Raw genomic sequence first — 14,512 nt, forward strand, 5'->3', positions numbered from 1 at the left:
TCACCGATTTCCCGGTGTCCGGCGTGTGAATGCCCGGTTATATCCCCGCCCGTCCGGTTTGGCCGTTTCGGGTTGCCGGTACATTCATGTGCTCAACCCGCCACGCCGCATCGCGGCGGCGCGCACGGCGTGGACGAAACCGACGAACCGAGGGAGACTGGTCAGCGTGGAACTCCTACACGGAGCCGTCCGCCCCTACCCGTGGGGGTCGCGTACCGCGATCGCCGCACTGCAGGGACGACGGATGCCCACGGAGCAACCGGAGGCCGAACTCTGGTTCGGCGCGCATCCGGCAGACCCGGCCACCCTCGACGACGGCCGTCCACTCACCGCGTTGATCTCCGCCGAACCCGGCGTGCTGGGGGAGGACCTGGTCAAGCGGTACGGCCGGCGGCTGCCGTTCATGTTGAAGGTGCTCGCCGCCGAACAACCGCTGTCGTTGCAGGCGCACCCCGACGCCGAGCAGGCCGAACAGGGCTACGCGCGGGAGAACCGCGAGGAGGTCCCGCTCGACGCTCCGGAACGCAGTTACGTCGACACGCACCACAAACCGGAACTGGTCTGCGCGCTCAGCGAGTTCGAGGCGCTGTGCGGCTTCCGGGACCCCCGGACCTCCGCGGACGCCCTGGGCGGCCTGGACGTCCCCGAACTGGCGTCGATCGTGGCGCTGCTGCGTCAGGACGACCCCGGCCAGGCGTTGCGTGAGGCGGTCACGACGCTGCTCACGCTGCCGCGCGAACACCGTACCGAGCTGGTCGGCAAGGCCGTCGCCGCCGCCGGGCGGGCCGAGGAGCACCCGGTGCACGGCCGCGAGTACACGATGCTCGTCGAGCTCGGGAAGCGGTACCCCAGCGACTCCGGTGTCCTCGTGGCGCTGCTGCTCAACCACGTGTTCCTGCGGCCGGGGGAGGCGCTGTTCATGCCCGCCGGCAACATGCACGCCTACCTGCGCGGTGTCGGCGTGGAGGTCATGGCCGCCAGCGACAACGTGTTGCGGGGCGGCCTCACCGGTAAGCACGTGGACGTTCCGGAACTCCTGAGGGTGTTGCGGTTCGAGGTGCTGTCCGATCCCCGGGTCGCCGACGTGCCGACGGGTCCCGGGGTGTCCGAGTGGCGGGTGCCGGTCGAGGAGTTCCGGCTCAGTCGGCTGCTGCTGGACGCGGGCGCGGCGCAGCAGTGGCTCGACGCGGCCGGGCCCGCGGTGGTGTTGTGCTGGTCGGGGCAGTTGCGGCTCGACGACGGGGAACGGCCCATCACGTTGCGTCCCGGGCAGGCCGCGTTCGTCCGCGCCGACTCGCCGAAGGTGTTCGTCTCCGGGTTCGGTGAGGGGTACTGCGCCCAGGTTCCGCGGGATACCGCCTCCGTCACGTGAGGGCGACGTCACTTCCTGTGGCGTTCGAGTGGTGAGGTCTACGCGCGGCGCGCTAGTTTCGACCGATCGGCCGATTGAGTTTCGCCGGGTCGGCAGAGATTTTTTCCGAAATATCCGGCCAAACGCTTGACAATCTCAATCCGCTGAGTATTGTTCTAGATACGCAGCGTCACCGAGACGAAGCCGAAGAGCCGAATCGGGAGACGCAGCGGGGAACCAAACCGGGGGGAGTGCCGGGCAGTCTGGGGTGGCTGCCCGGCACGTTCGGTTTCCGGGCCGGTTCGTTCCGCCACTGCTCGGCGATTCCCGTCTTCACCGTCTCGCGGAGTCCGTGCCATGCGGCCGCCGTCGTTTCCAGTCGGCCGCGCGGCACCGAAACCACCGCCGGTTCCTGCCGCACCGCCGTGCCGGCGTCACGGGATCAGGCGTCGCCGGCTTCGAAACGCAGCGACCGCCACGCACCCAGCGCCCAGTCCAGGTCGGAGGGCTCATCGGTCAGGTAGGCGGACTGGACGTATCGGCCACGGCGGATCGTGTAGCCGTACAACCCCCACTGCGTCCGTTCCTCCACGGTCTCCGGATACCAGGAGCCGTAACGCCGTTCCTCCGGGTCGGACCCGGGCTCCTCGAACCGCCGCACGGGATCGGGGTGAACGTTCTGGCAGATGAACTCCGTCAACTCCGCCACGGAACGCTCCGCCGACGGCCGCCACACCGCCACCCAGATCGTGCGCACCGGTGGCCCCGGCGACACCAGTTGCAGGTCCTCGGCGACCACCCGGCCTCTGAAGGAGTCGTCGATGTCGATGCTCCACTCACTGGTCAACGCACGTCGCGGCATGACCGGACTCTACGAAGCCCGGTCCACTCGCCCCCCGCCACACGGCCCACGGCTTGGCGAGGCAGGGGGTGAGGTGTGTCTGCGGAAGGGCGTGGTCGTCCTCAGATGTACCGTCGCGCTTCCGAGGCGAATCGCGGTACACCTGATCGGTCCAGTACGCCGAGCAGTCCGGTCACGGACCGGGGCTCCCGTTTGTATCGGAGCGCCTGTCGTTCAAGCGCTTAGACCGTCAGCCTCGGATGAAGATCGAGTTGGTCCAGCAGAAAGTCGTCAGGAGAAACCGCCTCCATGTCATGAGGCTTCAGGCAGACCGGTGGAAAGTCTTTCAGATTGGCCGTGACTATCACCTGGGCTCCACCGCAGACCGCCGCAGCAAGAACATGCCGGTCCTTGGAATCGTTCGACATGTCATCGATGAGAACCTCATAGCCGGTCACCTCCGCGTCACGGAAGTGGCGACGCATCTGGGCGACCCGTCGCGCTGAGGCCTCCGCGCCGATGCGGCTGCTCAGGTTTCGTTGCAACTCAGCGAGGATTTCCGCCGACCACAGCGGCCGGTAGACGTCGTCCTCAGCCAGCGATAGAAGTGTGTCGCATAGGTAGGCGGGGAAGAGCACGCAGGTGTCGAGTAGTGCCGGGAATGCCACTCGTGACCGCCTACCTGGTCGGGCCGGGTGGCTCGACGACGTCATACAGGCCCGCCGCCTCGCCGTCGGCCACCATGGCGTCGAGGCCGGCACGCCGTTGAGCACGACTGTGTTGTTGATAGTCGACCACGTCGCGAAGCAGTACTCTGCGGTGTCGCCCTCGCCGCGAATAGGGAATCTCCCCTTCTTGCAGCAACTTGACCAGCGTCGGTCGAGAGATGTTCAGTAGGTCGGCGGCTTCCTGGGTCGTCAGCATCGTGTTCTGGGGGGCGATCGTGATCGCCAGGCCCTGCGACAAGGCCTCCACCACATCGCGGAGTGCGTGGTAGACCTCTTCGGGAAGATCCAGGGTGGTTCCGTCCGGTGCCATCAGCCTTGCCCGATGGCGCGACGGAAGTGCGGCCAGCACCCGTGCCATTTCATCAAGTGCGAGATGCTCGCGAGGTGGAAGGATCGTACGTTCGTCCAGAGTCCCTACCATGATGCCGACCTCCTTCGTCCGATCTAAGAGGCTGTCTTCACACCTGCTGTTCTACTGCGCGACGACCGGTCGGCGCCTCGCGGCGTTGTCGAAGGGTCCTGCGTACAACACCGGTACGCAGGACCCCCTCCGCCTTGCGAATGCACTCGACCGGACCGCCGCTCGCCACGAACGAGGTGCAAAGACAGCCTCTGACATTATTCGAAAAAAACGAAAGTCGCCTCCGATGTTCTTCGACGGTTTCTCCGGCGGTTCGGGCGTTTCGATCCCGGCCTGGTGTCGTCGGTTGTCAATGTCCGGGGGGCCGGTACTGGATGTGGAGGGCCGCGGGTGTGCGTCGGTCCGTCCACGGCCGTGACCACGGCCCGGCCCGCAGTTCGACGCAGTAGTGCGAGGCGTTCGGGTACTCGTGCAGGTATGACGGCCCCTCCTCGACGAGCCCGCGCAACGCGGCACCCGACGCCCGGAACGCACGGGCTCCACCGATCACGAACAGGGTGTGTGCCGCGACGGCGAACCGGAGGTGATCGCGGTACTCCCGGTGATCCCGGCGCGCGTGGTCGAGATCGTCGGGCACCCGGGGATCGTGGGCGGGCGTGGTCGCGGTGCGGAGCTCACCCGCGCCCAGCCGCGCCCGTAGCCGTTTCCACGACGACACGGGGAACTGCAGCCGGTGGTGCACCAGGACCAGGTCGAGTGCCGTCGAATCCACACCGTCCGGCGTGTCGCGCGGGACGGCACCGGCCCTGATCGGCAGGTACACCAGCGAGCGGGCGGATCGGGCGGCCAACGCCCACATCGCCAGCAGCCGCTCCGCCCCCGCCCGGTCGGCATACATCGACAACCAGTGATGATCGTCGCGCAACGCCAACCGGGCCGGCACCGGGTCCGCCCGCACCACGCGATACTCCGCGCGGCCCAGCCGGACCCCGTGCACCCGCACCCGGCTCGTCGGCAACCGCCTCAGCGCTCCGCGTTCCGGAGTGCTTCGTCGCCGCGCCGGAGCGACCACTCGGACGGGGCGGCTTTCGGGACTTGGGTGGTGAGACGGCGGGACCCGGGACCGGCCGGACCCGTCATGCCTTCTCGACCAGTTCGATCAACACACCGCCGGCGTCCTTCGGATGCACGAAGTTGATGCGCGACCCGGCGGTACCCCGCTTCGGCGCGTCGTACAGCAGCCGCAGGCCCTTGGCCCGCAGCGACTCGCTCGCGGCCTCGACGTCGTCCACCGTGAACGCCAACTGCTGCAGCCCCGGGCCGCGCGAGTCGATGAACTTCGCGATCGTCGAATCCGGGCGCGACGGCGCGAGCAACTGCACCTGCGCGCCGGAGCCGAATGTGATCATCGCCTCCGTGACGCCCTGCTCCTCGTTCTCCTCCACGTGCGCGCACCGGCCACCCAGCACGTCCTCGTAGAACCGGACCGCCGCCGCCAGGTCCGGTACCGCCACGCCCACGTGGTCGACCGCCGACAGCCCGACTGGCAATACCTCACTCATGCCCCTTAGTCTTGCTTAAGGTGGCGTGGTGGCCGACGGCGGACGCCACCTCCATGCCCGTGGAATACCGACTATTGGAGGTCGAACATGGCTGGCGACGAACGCACCACCAGTGTCGTGGTGGCCGGTGCCCGCACCCCGAACGGCAAGCTGCTGGGTGCGCTGGGGGACCTCTCCGCCACCAAGCTGGGCGGACACGCCATCGCCGCGGCGCTGGAGCGCGCCGGAGTCTCGCCCGACCAGGTCGACTACGTCATCATGGGCCAGGTGCTCCAGGCCGGCGCGGGCCAGATCCCGGCCCGGCAGGCCGCCGTCGAGGCCGGAATCCCCATGACCGTGCCCGCGATCAACGTCAACAAGGTGTGCCTGTCCGGGCTCAACGCGATCGCGCTCGCCGACCAACTGATCCGCGCCGGTGAGGTCGACATCGTCGTCGCCGGCGGCATGGAGTCGATGACCGGCGCGCCCCACCTGCTCATGGGACAGCGCAAGGGCTACAAGTACGGACCGGTCACCATGGCCGACCACATGGCCCTGGACGGCCTGACCGACGCCTGGGAGAACATCCCGATGGGCGAGTCCACCGAGAACCACAACACGAAGCTGGGCATCGGCCGCGCCGAACAGGACGAGTTCGCCGCCCGCAGCCACGCCCGCGCCGCCGCCGCGCAGAAGAACGGCCGGTTCGACCGTGAGATCGCGCCGGTGACCATCCCGCAGCGCAAGGGCGACCCGATCGTCGTGGACACCGACGAGGGCGTCCGCGCCGACACCTCCACCGAGGTCCTGGCCAAGCTGCGCCCCGCGTTCACCAAGGACGGCACCATCACCGCCGGCAACAGCTCCCCGATCTCCGACGGCGCGGCCGCCGTGGTCGTCATGAGCAGGGCCAAGGCCCGGGAACTCGGGCTGGACTACCTGGCCGAGATCGCCGCCTACGGCCAGGTCGCCGGGCCCGACAGCTCCCTGCACTCGCAGCCCGCCAACGCCATCAAGGCCGCCCTCGCCAAGCTCGACAAGGAACCCGGTGACCTGTCGGTCATCGAGATCAACGAGGCGTTCGCCGCCGTCGGGCTCCGGTCCGCCCGCGAACTCGGCGTGGACGCCGACGTGGTCAACCCCAACGGCGGCGCCATCGCGCTCGGCCACCCGATCGGTGCCTCCGGCGCCAGGCTCGTCCTCACCCTCGCCCACGAACTGCGGGAACGCGGCGGCGGTCTCGGTGCCGCGGCCCTGTGCGGTGGCGGCGGCCAGGGCGACGCGCTCATCCTGAAGGTGTGAGGCGTGGTCGAGGACGCGACGGTCGTCGCGCTCGCCGACAAGGCGACCTCCGGCGACCACCGGGCCATCGGCAGGCTCATCAGTCTCGTGGAGAACGGCGGCGACGGTGTCCGGCAGGTCGCCCGGGCGCTGCCGGTCTCCGACCGTAGGGCGCGCGTGATCGGCCTGACCGGTTCACCGGGCGTCGGCAAGTCGACGACGACGACGGCACTGGTGACCGCCTACCGCAAGGCGGGCCTGCGGGTCGCCGTCCTCGCGGTCGACCCGTCGAGCCCGTTCACCGGCGGCGCCATCCTCGGTGACCGGGTGCGGATGCAGGAGCACGCGACCGACCCGGAGGTGTTCATCCGGTCGATGTCGTCGCGGGGTCACCTGGGCGGCCTCGCCGCCGCCACGCCGCAGACGGTGCGGGTGCTGGAGTCCTGTGGTTTCGACGTCATCCTGATCGAGACGGTCGGCGTCGGCCAGGCGGAGGTCGAGATCGCCGGACTCGCCGACACCACCCTCGTGCTGCTGGCCCCGGGGATGGGCGACGGCATCCAGGCCGTCAAGGCGGGCATCCTGGAGGTCGCGGACGTCTTCGTGATCAACAAGGCCGACCGGGACGGCGCCGACGCGACGTTCCGGGACATCCGCGCGATGATGGCCTTGATCACCCGTGAACCACACGAGTGGCGGCAGCCGATCGTCAAGACCGTCGCCCACCGAGGCGAGGGTGTCGAGGAGCTGACCGAGGCGATCGACAAGCACCGCGACTGGCTCGCCGAGCACGGTGAACTCGACCGGCGCAGGCGCGAACGCGCCAAGACCGAGGTGACGGCGATCGTGCTGGGCGCCCTGGCGCGCCGGTTCACGGTGACCGACGACCTGTCGGCGCGGGTGGCCGAGGGCGAGGTCGATCCGTACGCCGCGGCCGACGAGGTGTTGCAGGGCTAGACCGCCGTCGTGTCGGCGGTGCGGGTGTCCCGCACCGCCGGTCCGCGAATCCGGTGGCGGCGTTCCGGACGTCGCCACTCGGCCGAAACGAAGTTCGGTGGGCGACGCACGTTGTCGGGCGTACCGGGCGGCCCGGTGACGGTTCAGCGTTTCGAGGCCGCCCGGTCGTAGCGGGCCGTCACCACGGCCGTCAGCATCGTGACCACCGCCGTCGCCAACAGCAGCCAGCCCAGGTTCGCGGCGTAGTCCTGATGGTTGACCGTCGGGTTCGGGTAGACGTTCCTCCGCAGCGCCAAGGGCACGCCCAGCAGCGTCAGCATCCCGGCCACCATCAGGCCGCCCATGACGACCTGCCGGACCCTCCGGGGCAGCACCGCGCTGGCGCGCCACACGACCGCCCCCAGCAGCAACTCCAGCGGCACGAGCACGCCGTCGTGGGCGACGACGGCACCGGCCAGCCACGGCAGCAGCTCTGCCGGCAGCGTGACCTCCCGCCACATGCCGGCGACGCCCACGATCACCGAGACGACTCCCACCGCCCCGATCAGGACCCGCGCCTTCGACGTGGCACCACCGGCGGGCGCGCGACGCGGTGAACCGGTCGTCACGGCAGCACCTCCAACCGGTACACCCACTTGGTCTGGAGCACCCCCGGCCGGGCGGCGGTGATGATCCGCGCCGGATAACCGTGCTCGATGTGCAGGACCTCGCCGTCGAGCCGCAACGCCAACAGGCTCAACGGATCCCGTGTGAACTCCGGAGTCATGTGCGAGACCGCGTAGGAGCCGCGTGTCTGCAGCGACACCACGCGCAGCGCCGCGCCCGGTGGTGCGTCGGCGGCGTCCAGCAGGTCCCGGACGCGGACCCCGCTCCAACGCGCCGACTGGCTCCAACCCTCCACACAGGATATGGGCAGGTCCGCGTCGTGTTGCGGGAACGCGCGCAGCGCCGCCAGGTCGAAGGAGGCCGGGGTCGCACCCACGATCTCCAGCCGCCAGTCGTCGGGAACGGTCACGGCCGCCTGGGCGGCGGTCCGGTTGACCGGCAGACCCTGTGGCCCCACCCCCGGCTGCCGGGGCGCCAGCAGTGCCAGCGGCCCCAGCGGAGTGAACGCCTGCCCGACCGTGGTCACGGTCACGGCCGCCGTGGTGGCGCCGACCGCGGTCAGGAAACCCCGCCGGGTCCACCCGGTGCCGGGATCACGTACCCGCCGCGGCCGTCCGGTACGCCGGTACCGCACGATCAGCGGCAGTTTCACCGCCACGTGAATCAGCAACGCCCCGACCACCACCCAGGCCAGCCAGAAGTGGACGGTCCGGAACGAGAACGGCCACGGATACCACTTCCAGGTGTTGAGCAGTCCCATGAACAGTTGGAGCACCGCCGACGACACCAGCAACGCCACCGACGCCCGCTCCAGACCGTGCCGGAGCGACGTCAGCGGCGGCCAGGCGAACAACCTCGGATACACCGTCCACAGTTTCGCCAGCAGCAGCGGAATCAACGCCGTCCCGGTCGCGACGTGGAGCCCGTGACTCACCCGGTACAGCCACACCGGCCGGGTCGGGAACACCTGCCACGGCAGCGGGTCCTGCAGGTAGTGGCTGTACAGGCCGGTGACCAGGCACAGCAGGAACCCGGCGATCAGCAGCCGCCCGATGACGGTCGCCACCCGTGGATGGTGCGGCATCGCGCGGAACGCACCCGGCCGGAACGGCGAACCCCGGCCGCGTCGTGCCCGGTCCAGGGCGGCGCCGACCCGGTGGCTGATCGCGTTCACCGGGGGATCACATCACGGAACGCGTCGCCGTGACGCCACACCACGCGGAGCCGGTCCGTCCCGTCCGCCCTGCCGGGCACCGCGCACCACGACACCCCGGGTGCCGGTTCGTCGTCGCCCACCACCGGTACCCGCGGGTGAGCCGAAAACCGGTCACCGGCGGTGGCGGGGATGCCACCATATGCGGCATGGCTTCCCCGGTCGAGCAGTCGCGCCGCACCGGACCGGCCGCCGACGGCGGAGACCGGCCTCGGTCCCGGCCCCGGTGGATCGGCGGCGGTGTCGCGGTGTTCGCGGCGGTGCTGCTGGTCGCCGGATGCGCCGTGTGGGGCGGCTGGCTGGACGCGCGAGGCCACCACCTGCACCTGGGGAACGCCTGGCCGCTCTCCGGGCACTGGGAGCCGCGGATCACCCGGTGGGCCGTGGCGCCGGTGCTGGTGGCGGCGGTGTGGATCGCCTGGGGGCCACGGGTGGCGGCCCGGGCCCCGTGGCGGCGCTTGACGGCACTGGTCTACCTGGTCGCGGTCGCCTGGCCGGTGGCGTTGGCGTCCTGGGACGGTCCCGGCGCGCTCACCGCGCCGCTGACCACACCCTACGAGTACCTGCACGACGTCCCCCGAGTCACCGACCTGTCCACATTCCTCGCCACCTACAACGACCACGTCATGGACCCGCCACGATGGACCACGCACGTGTCGGGGCACCCGCCCGGGATGCTCGGCTTGTTGACGGTCCTGGACCGGATCGGGCTGGGAGGCCCCGAGTGGGCGGCCGCGATGTGTATCGGAGCCGGGGCGTTCGCCGCGCCGGCGGTCCTGTCCACCGTGCGCGTCCTGTCCGGTGAGGAGACCGCGAGGCGTGCCGCCCCGTTCCTTCCGGCGGCACCCGCCGCACTGTGGATCGCGACCAGCGCCGACGCCTTCTTCGCCGGGGTGGCGGCGGCCGGAGTGTGCGCCCTCGCGCACGCCGCGGCGCGCACCGGCGCCCGCGGCGACGCCTGGGCCGTGGCGGGCGGCCTGCTGCTGGGCGGTTGCCTGTTCCTGTCGTACGGGTTGACGTTGATCGGTGTCCTCGCCGTGGCGGTCGTGGTGGCGCAGCGGCGATTCCGGCCCCTCGTGGTGGGCGGCGCGGTGGTGGTGGTGTTGCTGCTCGCGGCGGCCCTGGCGGGTTTCGACTGGTTCACCGGCCTGGATCTGGCGACTCAGCGGGTACGCGCCGGACGCGGCTGGATCGAACGGCCCGAGTGGTACTTCTGGTTCGCCAACATCGCGGCGCTCGCCGTCGCGGTCGGCCCGGCGACGGTGGCGGGCCTCGCCTGGCTGCGGCGGGACCGGTTCGCGGTCCTTCCCGGGGCGGTGGCCGTCATCCTGGCGGTGGCGTTGGCGTCGGGCCTGTCGGTCGGTGAGACCGAGCGCATCTACCTGCCGTTCGCGGTGTGGCTGCTGCCGCTGGCGGGGCTGATCCCGGTGCGCGCCGCCCGGTTCGGGTTGGCCGCGCAGGCCGTCACCGCGATCGCCGTGACCGGATTCCTCGTGCTGTGGTGGTAACCGCAGTGCGACGAAGTGCCGGCCGTGACTGTGCCACCGTTCCACGATCCGCCACCGCGTGCTCCGGGCGTGACCGGCGAGCGCGCGCGGCCCCACCCGCGCCCACGCGAACCGCTTCCCGTGTTCACCGTGCGCGTTCTCCACGTGGACGGTCAGGCGCTCGTCCACGTCGGCGGCCGCGACCTCGGCGAGCAGTAGCCCGCCCGGGGCGACGATCGCCGCGACCCGCCGCAGCAACGCCGCCGGATCGCCACCGATCCCGATGTTGCCGTCCATGAGCAGCGCGGTGTCCCAGTCGCCCTCCCCGGGGACCCGGTCGTACACCGAACGGCACAGCGCCCGCCCGCCCGACCGGCGGGTGTGGTCCACCGCCGCGGCGCTGATGTCGATGCCCAGCACCGGGCGGCACCGGCCGCGCAGCGCCGTCACGAACCTGCCGGGGCCGCAACCGATGTCGATGACCGCCCCACGACAGCGGCGCACCACCTCGTGGTCGGCGGCGGTGGCGGCACCGCACCACCGTTCGATGTCCAACGGCAAGGTCCGGCCGTCCGCGCGCCGCAGGAACAACGTCCCGCCTCCGGCGCGCAACGCCTTCGCGTACAGGTCCGACCGCCAGGTCAACGCCGGAGGCTCCGGCCCGGTGTCAAGTTCGGCTCGCAACAAAGGCTCCGATCCGGTCGGCTTCGGCGGCGAACGCCCCGTCCCGGGCCTGCGCGGCCACCACGGCGACGTCGGACGGCGTGTCGACGTCCCGCAGCGTCGGCAGGTCCCGTACCCGCAGTCCCGCGCGGACCAACCGGTCCCGCTGCACCGCTCCGGTGTCGTCCCGTGACATCGGTACGCCCCGCACCAGGTCCGGCCGGGGCGTCGCGAAGCCGAGCGCCCAGAAACCGCCGTCGGCGGCGGGACCGAACCACGCGTCGGTGTCGTGCCAGGCGTCCTCGGCGAGTACCGGCGCCAACAGGCCGGGCGTCACCTGTGGAGTGTCCATTCCGATCAACAGGCACGGTCCCGGGTCGACGCCGAACGCGTGGCCGAGCCGTTCGTCCAGGCCGTCACCGCGCTGCGGCACCACCTCGACCCCCTCGGGCAGCCAGTCACCGGCTTCACCGTCGAGCACCAGGACCCGCCGCCGGGCCGGGCAGTCGCACACGGTCCGCAGCGTGTCCCGCAGCGCCGCCTCCGCCAACGCCGCCGCCTGCACCGGTGTGAACCCGGGAGTCAGCCGGGTCTTGACCCGGCCGGGAACCGGCGCCTTGGCGATCACCAGCAGACAGGCCGCATCGGTCATGACTGCAACACCTTCCGCATGTCGCGCACCGCGTGCCACGTGCCGGTCCACGTACCGGTCACCTTGGAACGCCCGGTGCGGGGCAGGTACGGCACCGTCGTCTCCGCGATCCGCCAACCCGCGTCGGAGGCCCGGACGACCATCTCCAACGGGTACCCGGAACGCCGGTCCCGGATACCCAACGCCAATAGGTCGCGGCGCCGCGCGGCCCGCATCGGCCCCAGGTCGGGAAGCCGCAGGCCGGTGCGGTGCCGCAGCATCACCGACAACGCCCGGTTCCCCAACCTGGCGTGCAGCGGCCACGCCGTCCAGGTGGTGGGGCGGCGACTGCCCAGCATCAGGTCGAACCGGCCGGATTCGACCGTCCGCGCCAACGGGACCAGGGCCGACGGGTCCATGGAGGCGTCGCAGTCGCAGAAGCACACGATGTCGGCGGTCGCGGCGGTCAGCCCCGCGTGACACGCCGACCCGAAGCCCTTCCTGGGCTCGGAGACCACCGTCGCCCCCAGGCGTGCCGCGACCTCCGCGGAGCCGTCCCGGGAACCGTTGTCCACCACGATCGCGCGCCACCCCGCCGGGATCCGGCCCAGCACCCACGGCAGCGCCTCGGCCTCGTCAAGGCACGGCAGGATCACGTCCACCGGTGCCGGTCCGGTCTCCATCACGGCCTCCACCCTACGGAACCGGGACGGAACGGACGGCCGAAACGTGCATCGTGGCCGAGTCCCGCACGCCCGTACCGGGCGTCAGCCCGTGGCGCGCAGTTCCGCCTTCGCGAACTCCCGGATACCGGCGTCGAAACCGACCGCCGCCCGCCACCCCAGTTCGGAGGCGATCCGCCGCGTCGACGCGGTGATGTGGCGGACGTCCCCCAGCCGGAACTCCCCGGTCACCCGGGGGCTGGGCCCGCCGTGCGCCTCGGCGAGGGCCTCCGCCATCTCGCCGATGGTGTGGGGTTCTCCGCTGGCGACGTTGTACACCCGGAACGTCCCCTCACCGGTGTCCGCGAGGGACTCGGCGGCGGCGAGGTTCGCGGCGGCGACGTCGCGGACGTGCACGAAGTCGCGGCGCTGACGTCCGTCCTCGAACACGCGCGGCGCCTCCCCGCGTTCCAGCGCGGAACGGAAGAACGCCGCCACCCCCGCGTACGGCGTGTCCGCGGGCATTCCCGGCCCGTACACGTTGTGGTACCGCAACGCCGTCGCGCGTCCCCCGGTGGCGCGCGCCCACGACGACGCCAGGTGCTCCTGCGCGAGCTTGGTCGCGGCGTACACGTTGCGGGGATCGGCGGGGGCGTCCTCATCGACCAGTCCGTATCCGAGGTCGTCACCGCAGTCGGGGCAGCGCGGCTCGAAGGCGCCCCGGGACAGGTCCTCCACCCGGCGCGGACCCGGCCGGACCCGGCCGTGCCGCTCGCAGTGGTACTCGCCCTCGCCGTAGACCACCATGGAACCCGCCAGTACCAGCCGCCCGACCCGGTGCCGCGCCATCGCGGCCAGCAGCACCGCCGTCCCCAGATCGTTGCAGGCGACGTAATCCGGCGCGTCGTCGAAGTCCCGGCCCAGGCCCACCATCGCGGCCTGGTGGCACACCAGGTCCACTCCGGCCACCGCGGCGTCCACCGCGACCGGGTCGCGTACGTCGCCGCGCGTCAACCGTCCGTCCTGCGTCGGTGGCGCGACGGCGTGCGCGGTGGGCAGCAGGGCGTCCAGCACGGTCACGTCGTGACCGGCCGACGCGAACTCCGCCACGACCTGTGAGCCGATGAAACCGGCGCCGCCGGTGACCAGTACCCGCATCCCGTCACGATACGGATCCCCGCCGCGCCCGGAAGGGATTCGAGACCGGCGGTGCGGTCGGCGCGGCGCCCGCGTGGGTATCGGTCCTGTGTTGGAGGGTGTTCTCGGACGAGCGCCGGCCCGGTCGGGTGGATCACGTGACCGCGACGGCCTCGCGAGACCGCCACCCGGAGACCGCCTCCGGAACCCGGAGGCAACGAGAGGACGAGACGACATGGCCGCACCCGGACCCGTGTCCCCGCCCGGCGCCGCGATCGCGGTCGTCGGCGGATCGGGACTGTATTCGCTGTTCGAGTCGCCGGTCCGCCGGACCGTCGAGACGCCGTACGGCGCGCCGTCCGACGACGTGGCGGTGGGGGAGCTGGCGGGCAGACCGGTCGCGTTCCTGCCCCGGCACGGACCCGGGCACCGGTTCCCGCCACACCGGATCAACTACCGCGCCAACCTGTGGAGCCTGGCCGAGGCGGGTGCCCGGCGGGTGATCGGGGTCAGCGCCGTCGGCGGGCTGAGTCCCGATCTGGCGCCGGGCGGCCTCGTCGTGCCGGACCAGCTGGTCGATCGCACCTCCGGCAGGCCGCAGACCTTCTTCGACGGCCCGGAGACCGCGCACGCCCCGTTCGCGGACCCGTACTGCGGCCCCGGTCGCGCGGCGGTACTGGCGGCGGCGCGGTCCTGCGGCCGCCCGGCCACCGACGGCGGCACCCAGGTGGTGGTGGAGGGGCCGCGGTTCTCGACCCGGGCGGAATCCCGCTGGTACGCGGCGCAGGGCTGGTCGCTGATCGGGATGACCGCGCTGCCGGAGGTGTCGCTCGCCCGGGAACTGGGACTGTGTTACCTGCCGCTGTGCCTGGTGACCGACATGGACGCGGGCGTGGAGCAGGGCTCCGGAGTCACCCAGGACGAGGTCATGGAGTTGTTCGCCGCGAACCTCGCGGTGGTCGGCGACATCCTCGCCACCCTGGTGGCGGACCTGCCCGACGACCTCGGCTGCGACTGCGCCGACCTGGCGCCGAAGCCGCTGTGACCGGCGCG

General features: G+C 71.4%; 15 protein-coding genes and 2 pseudogenes. 5 read left to right on the forward strand and 12 right to left on the reverse strand.

Annotation, left to right across the window (positions count from 1 at the left end; translation table 11 throughout):
• Nucleotides 1-166: 166 nt before the first annotated feature.
• A complete protein-coding gene (gene manA / locus LX16_RS22400; protein ID WP_147142824.1) occupies nt 167-1,372 on the forward strand; it encodes a mannose-6-phosphate isomerase, class I in 1,206 nt (401 codons plus the stop codon).
• Nucleotides 1,373-1,793: 421 nt separating this feature from the next.
• Here the strand turns inward: manA and LX16_RS27270 are convergent, their stop codons facing one another.
• The 6 genes and pseudogenes from LX16_RS27270 to mce form a co-directional block, all read right to left on the reverse strand.
• The gene (locus LX16_RS27270; RefSeq protein WP_147142828.1) at nt 1,794-2,213 is read right to left on the reverse strand and encodes a hypothetical protein; all 420 of its coding nucleotides are present in this window, start codon (nt 2,211-2,213) and stop codon (nt 1,794-1,796) included.
• Between the two features lie 101 nt (nt 2,214-2,314).
• Nucleotides 2,315-2,422, reverse strand: a pseudogene (locus LX16_RS28370) (VapC50 family PIN domain-containing toxin); the annotation flags it as partial.
• Between the two features lie 12 nt (nt 2,423-2,434).
• Nucleotides 2,435-2,860, reverse strand: a complete 426-nt coding sequence (locus LX16_RS22410) for a PIN domain-containing protein (RefSeq protein ID WP_211354698.1) — start codon at nt 2,858-2,860, stop codon at nt 2,435-2,437.
• 10 nt (nt 2,861-2,870) lie between these two features.
• Complete coding sequence (locus LX16_RS22415; protein ID WP_147142831.1) at nt 2,871-3,341, reverse strand: helix-turn-helix domain-containing protein; 471 nt, start codon at nt 3,339-3,341, stop codon at nt 2,871-2,873.
• A 289-nt stretch (nt 3,342-3,630) separates the two neighbouring features.
• Nucleotides 3,631-4,242 (reverse strand): hypothetical protein, encoded by a 612-nt coding sequence (locus LX16_RS22420; protein ID WP_211354699.1) that lies wholly within the window; start codon nt 4,240-4,242, stop codon nt 3,631-3,633.
• A 175-nt stretch (nt 4,243-4,417) separates the two neighbouring features.
• Nucleotides 4,418-4,843, reverse strand: a complete 426-nt coding sequence (mce, locus tag LX16_RS22425) for a methylmalonyl-CoA epimerase (protein WP_147142838.1) — start codon at nt 4,841-4,843, stop codon at nt 4,418-4,420.
• A gap of 87 nt (nt 4,844-4,930) precedes the next feature.
• Between mce and LX16_RS22430 the strand changes: the two genes are divergently transcribed.
• Together LX16_RS22430 and meaB are read left to right on the forward strand one after the other, a co-directional pair.
• Nucleotides 4,931-6,124: an acetyl-CoA C-acetyltransferase gene (locus tag LX16_RS22430; protein ID WP_147142841.1), complete on the forward strand. Its 1,194-nt coding sequence runs from the start codon at nt 4,931-4,933 to the stop codon at nt 6,122-6,124.
• 3 nt (nt 6,125-6,127) lie between these two features.
• Entirely contained in the window at nt 6,128-7,060 is a 933-nt protein-coding gene (gene meaB / locus LX16_RS22435) for a methylmalonyl Co-A mutase-associated GTPase MeaB (protein WP_147142844.1), read from the forward strand.
• 143 nt (nt 7,061-7,203) lie between these two features.
• On the opposite strand, the gene LX16_RS22440 is transcribed toward meaB, so the two are convergent.
• Complete coding sequence (locus tag LX16_RS22440; RefSeq protein WP_147142847.1) at nt 7,204-7,668, reverse strand: hypothetical protein; 465 nt, start codon at nt 7,666-7,668, stop codon at nt 7,204-7,206.
• The gene (locus tag LX16_RS22445; RefSeq protein WP_244615944.1) at nt 7,665-8,840 is read right to left on the reverse strand and encodes a molybdopterin-dependent oxidoreductase; all 1,176 of its coding nucleotides are present in this window, start codon (nt 8,838-8,840) and stop codon (nt 7,665-7,667) included. Before LX16_RS22445 ends, LX16_RS22440 begins: the two co-directional genes overlap by 4 nt.
• Before the next feature lie 188 nt (nt 8,841-9,028).
• On the opposite strand from LX16_RS22445, the gene LX16_RS27765 reads away from it, so the two are divergent.
• Nucleotides 9,029-10,387, forward strand: coding sequence for a hypothetical protein (locus LX16_RS27765; RefSeq protein WP_147142849.1), 1,359 nt, complete (start codon nt 9,029-9,031; stop codon nt 10,385-10,387).
• A gap of 168 nt (nt 10,388-10,555) precedes the next feature.
• Here LX16_RS27765 and LX16_RS27770 read toward each other — a convergent pair.
• The 4 genes and pseudogenes from LX16_RS27770 to LX16_RS22470 form a co-directional block, all read right to left on the reverse strand.
• Nucleotides 10,556-10,873 (reverse strand): annotated as a pseudogene (locus tag LX16_RS27770) (methyltransferase domain-containing protein); the annotation flags it as partial.
• Nucleotides 10,874-11,033: 160 nt separating this feature from the next.
• Nucleotides 11,034-11,681, reverse strand: a complete 648-nt coding sequence (locus tag LX16_RS22460) for a TIGR04282 family arsenosugar biosynthesis glycosyltransferase (RefSeq protein ID WP_147142852.1) — start codon at nt 11,679-11,681, stop codon at nt 11,034-11,036.
• On the reverse strand, nt 11,678-12,343 hold the full coding sequence (locus LX16_RS22465; protein ID WP_170283884.1) for a glycosyltransferase family 2 protein: 666 nt from the start codon (nt 12,341-12,343) through the stop codon (nt 11,678-11,680). Before LX16_RS22465 ends, LX16_RS22460 begins: the two co-directional genes overlap by 4 nt.
• A gap of 84 nt (nt 12,344-12,427) precedes the next feature.
• A complete protein-coding gene (locus LX16_RS22470; RefSeq protein WP_147142858.1) occupies nt 12,428-13,480 on the reverse strand; it encodes an NAD-dependent epimerase/dehydratase family protein in 1,053 nt (350 codons plus the stop codon).
• Between the two features lie 214 nt (nt 13,481-13,694).
• On the opposite strand from LX16_RS22470, the gene LX16_RS22475 reads away from it, so the two are divergent.
• Nucleotides 13,695-14,504: an S-methyl-5'-thioadenosine phosphorylase gene (locus LX16_RS22475; RefSeq protein WP_147142861.1), complete on the forward strand. Its 810-nt coding sequence runs from the start codon at nt 13,695-13,697 to the stop codon at nt 14,502-14,504.
• Nucleotides 14,505-14,512: the final 8 nt, after the last annotated feature.

It is taken from the genome of Stackebrandtia albiflava (genome assembly GCF_007994225.1).
Taxonomy (GTDB): domain Bacteria; phylum Actinomycetota; class Actinomycetes; order Mycobacteriales; family Micromonosporaceae; genus Stackebrandtia; species Stackebrandtia albiflava.

What these genes read in the sequence shown, in the direction of transcription:
- LX16_RS27270 (WP_147142828.1), bottom strand. Translation starts at nt 2,213, where the DNA reads ATGCCGCGACGTGCGTTGACCAGTGAGTGGAGCATCGACATCGACGAC.
- LX16_RS22415 (WP_147142831.1), bottom strand. Translation starts at nt 3,341, where the DNA reads ATGGTAGGGACTCTGGACGAACGTACGATCCTTCCACCTCGCGAGCAT.
- mce (WP_147142838.1), bottom strand. Translation starts at nt 4,843, where the DNA reads ATGAGTGAGGTATTGCCAGTCGGGCTGTCGGCGGTCGACCACGTGGGC.
- LX16_RS22430 (WP_147142841.1), top strand. Translation starts at nt 4,931, where the DNA reads ATGGCTGGCGACGAACGCACCACCAGTGTCGTGGTGGCCGGTGCCCGC.
- LX16_RS27765 (WP_147142849.1), top strand. Translation starts at nt 9,029, where the DNA reads ATGGCTTCCCCGGTCGAGCAGTCGCGCCGCACCGGACCGGCCGCCGAC.
- LX16_RS22460 (WP_147142852.1), bottom strand. Translation starts at nt 11,681, where the DNA reads ATGACCGATGCGGCCTGTCTGCTGGTGATCGCCAAGGCGCCGGTTCCC.
- LX16_RS22465 (WP_170283884.1), bottom strand. Translation starts at nt 12,343, where the DNA reads ATGGAGACCGGACCGGCACCGGTGGACGTGATCCTGCCGTGCCTTGAC.
- LX16_RS22470 (WP_147142858.1), bottom strand. Translation starts at nt 13,480, where the DNA reads ATGCGGGTACTGGTCACCGGCGGCGCCGGTTTCATCGGCTCACAGGTC.
- LX16_RS22475 (WP_147142861.1), top strand. Translation starts at nt 13,695, where the DNA reads ATGGCCGCACCCGGACCCGTGTCCCCGCCCGGCGCCGCGATCGCGGTC.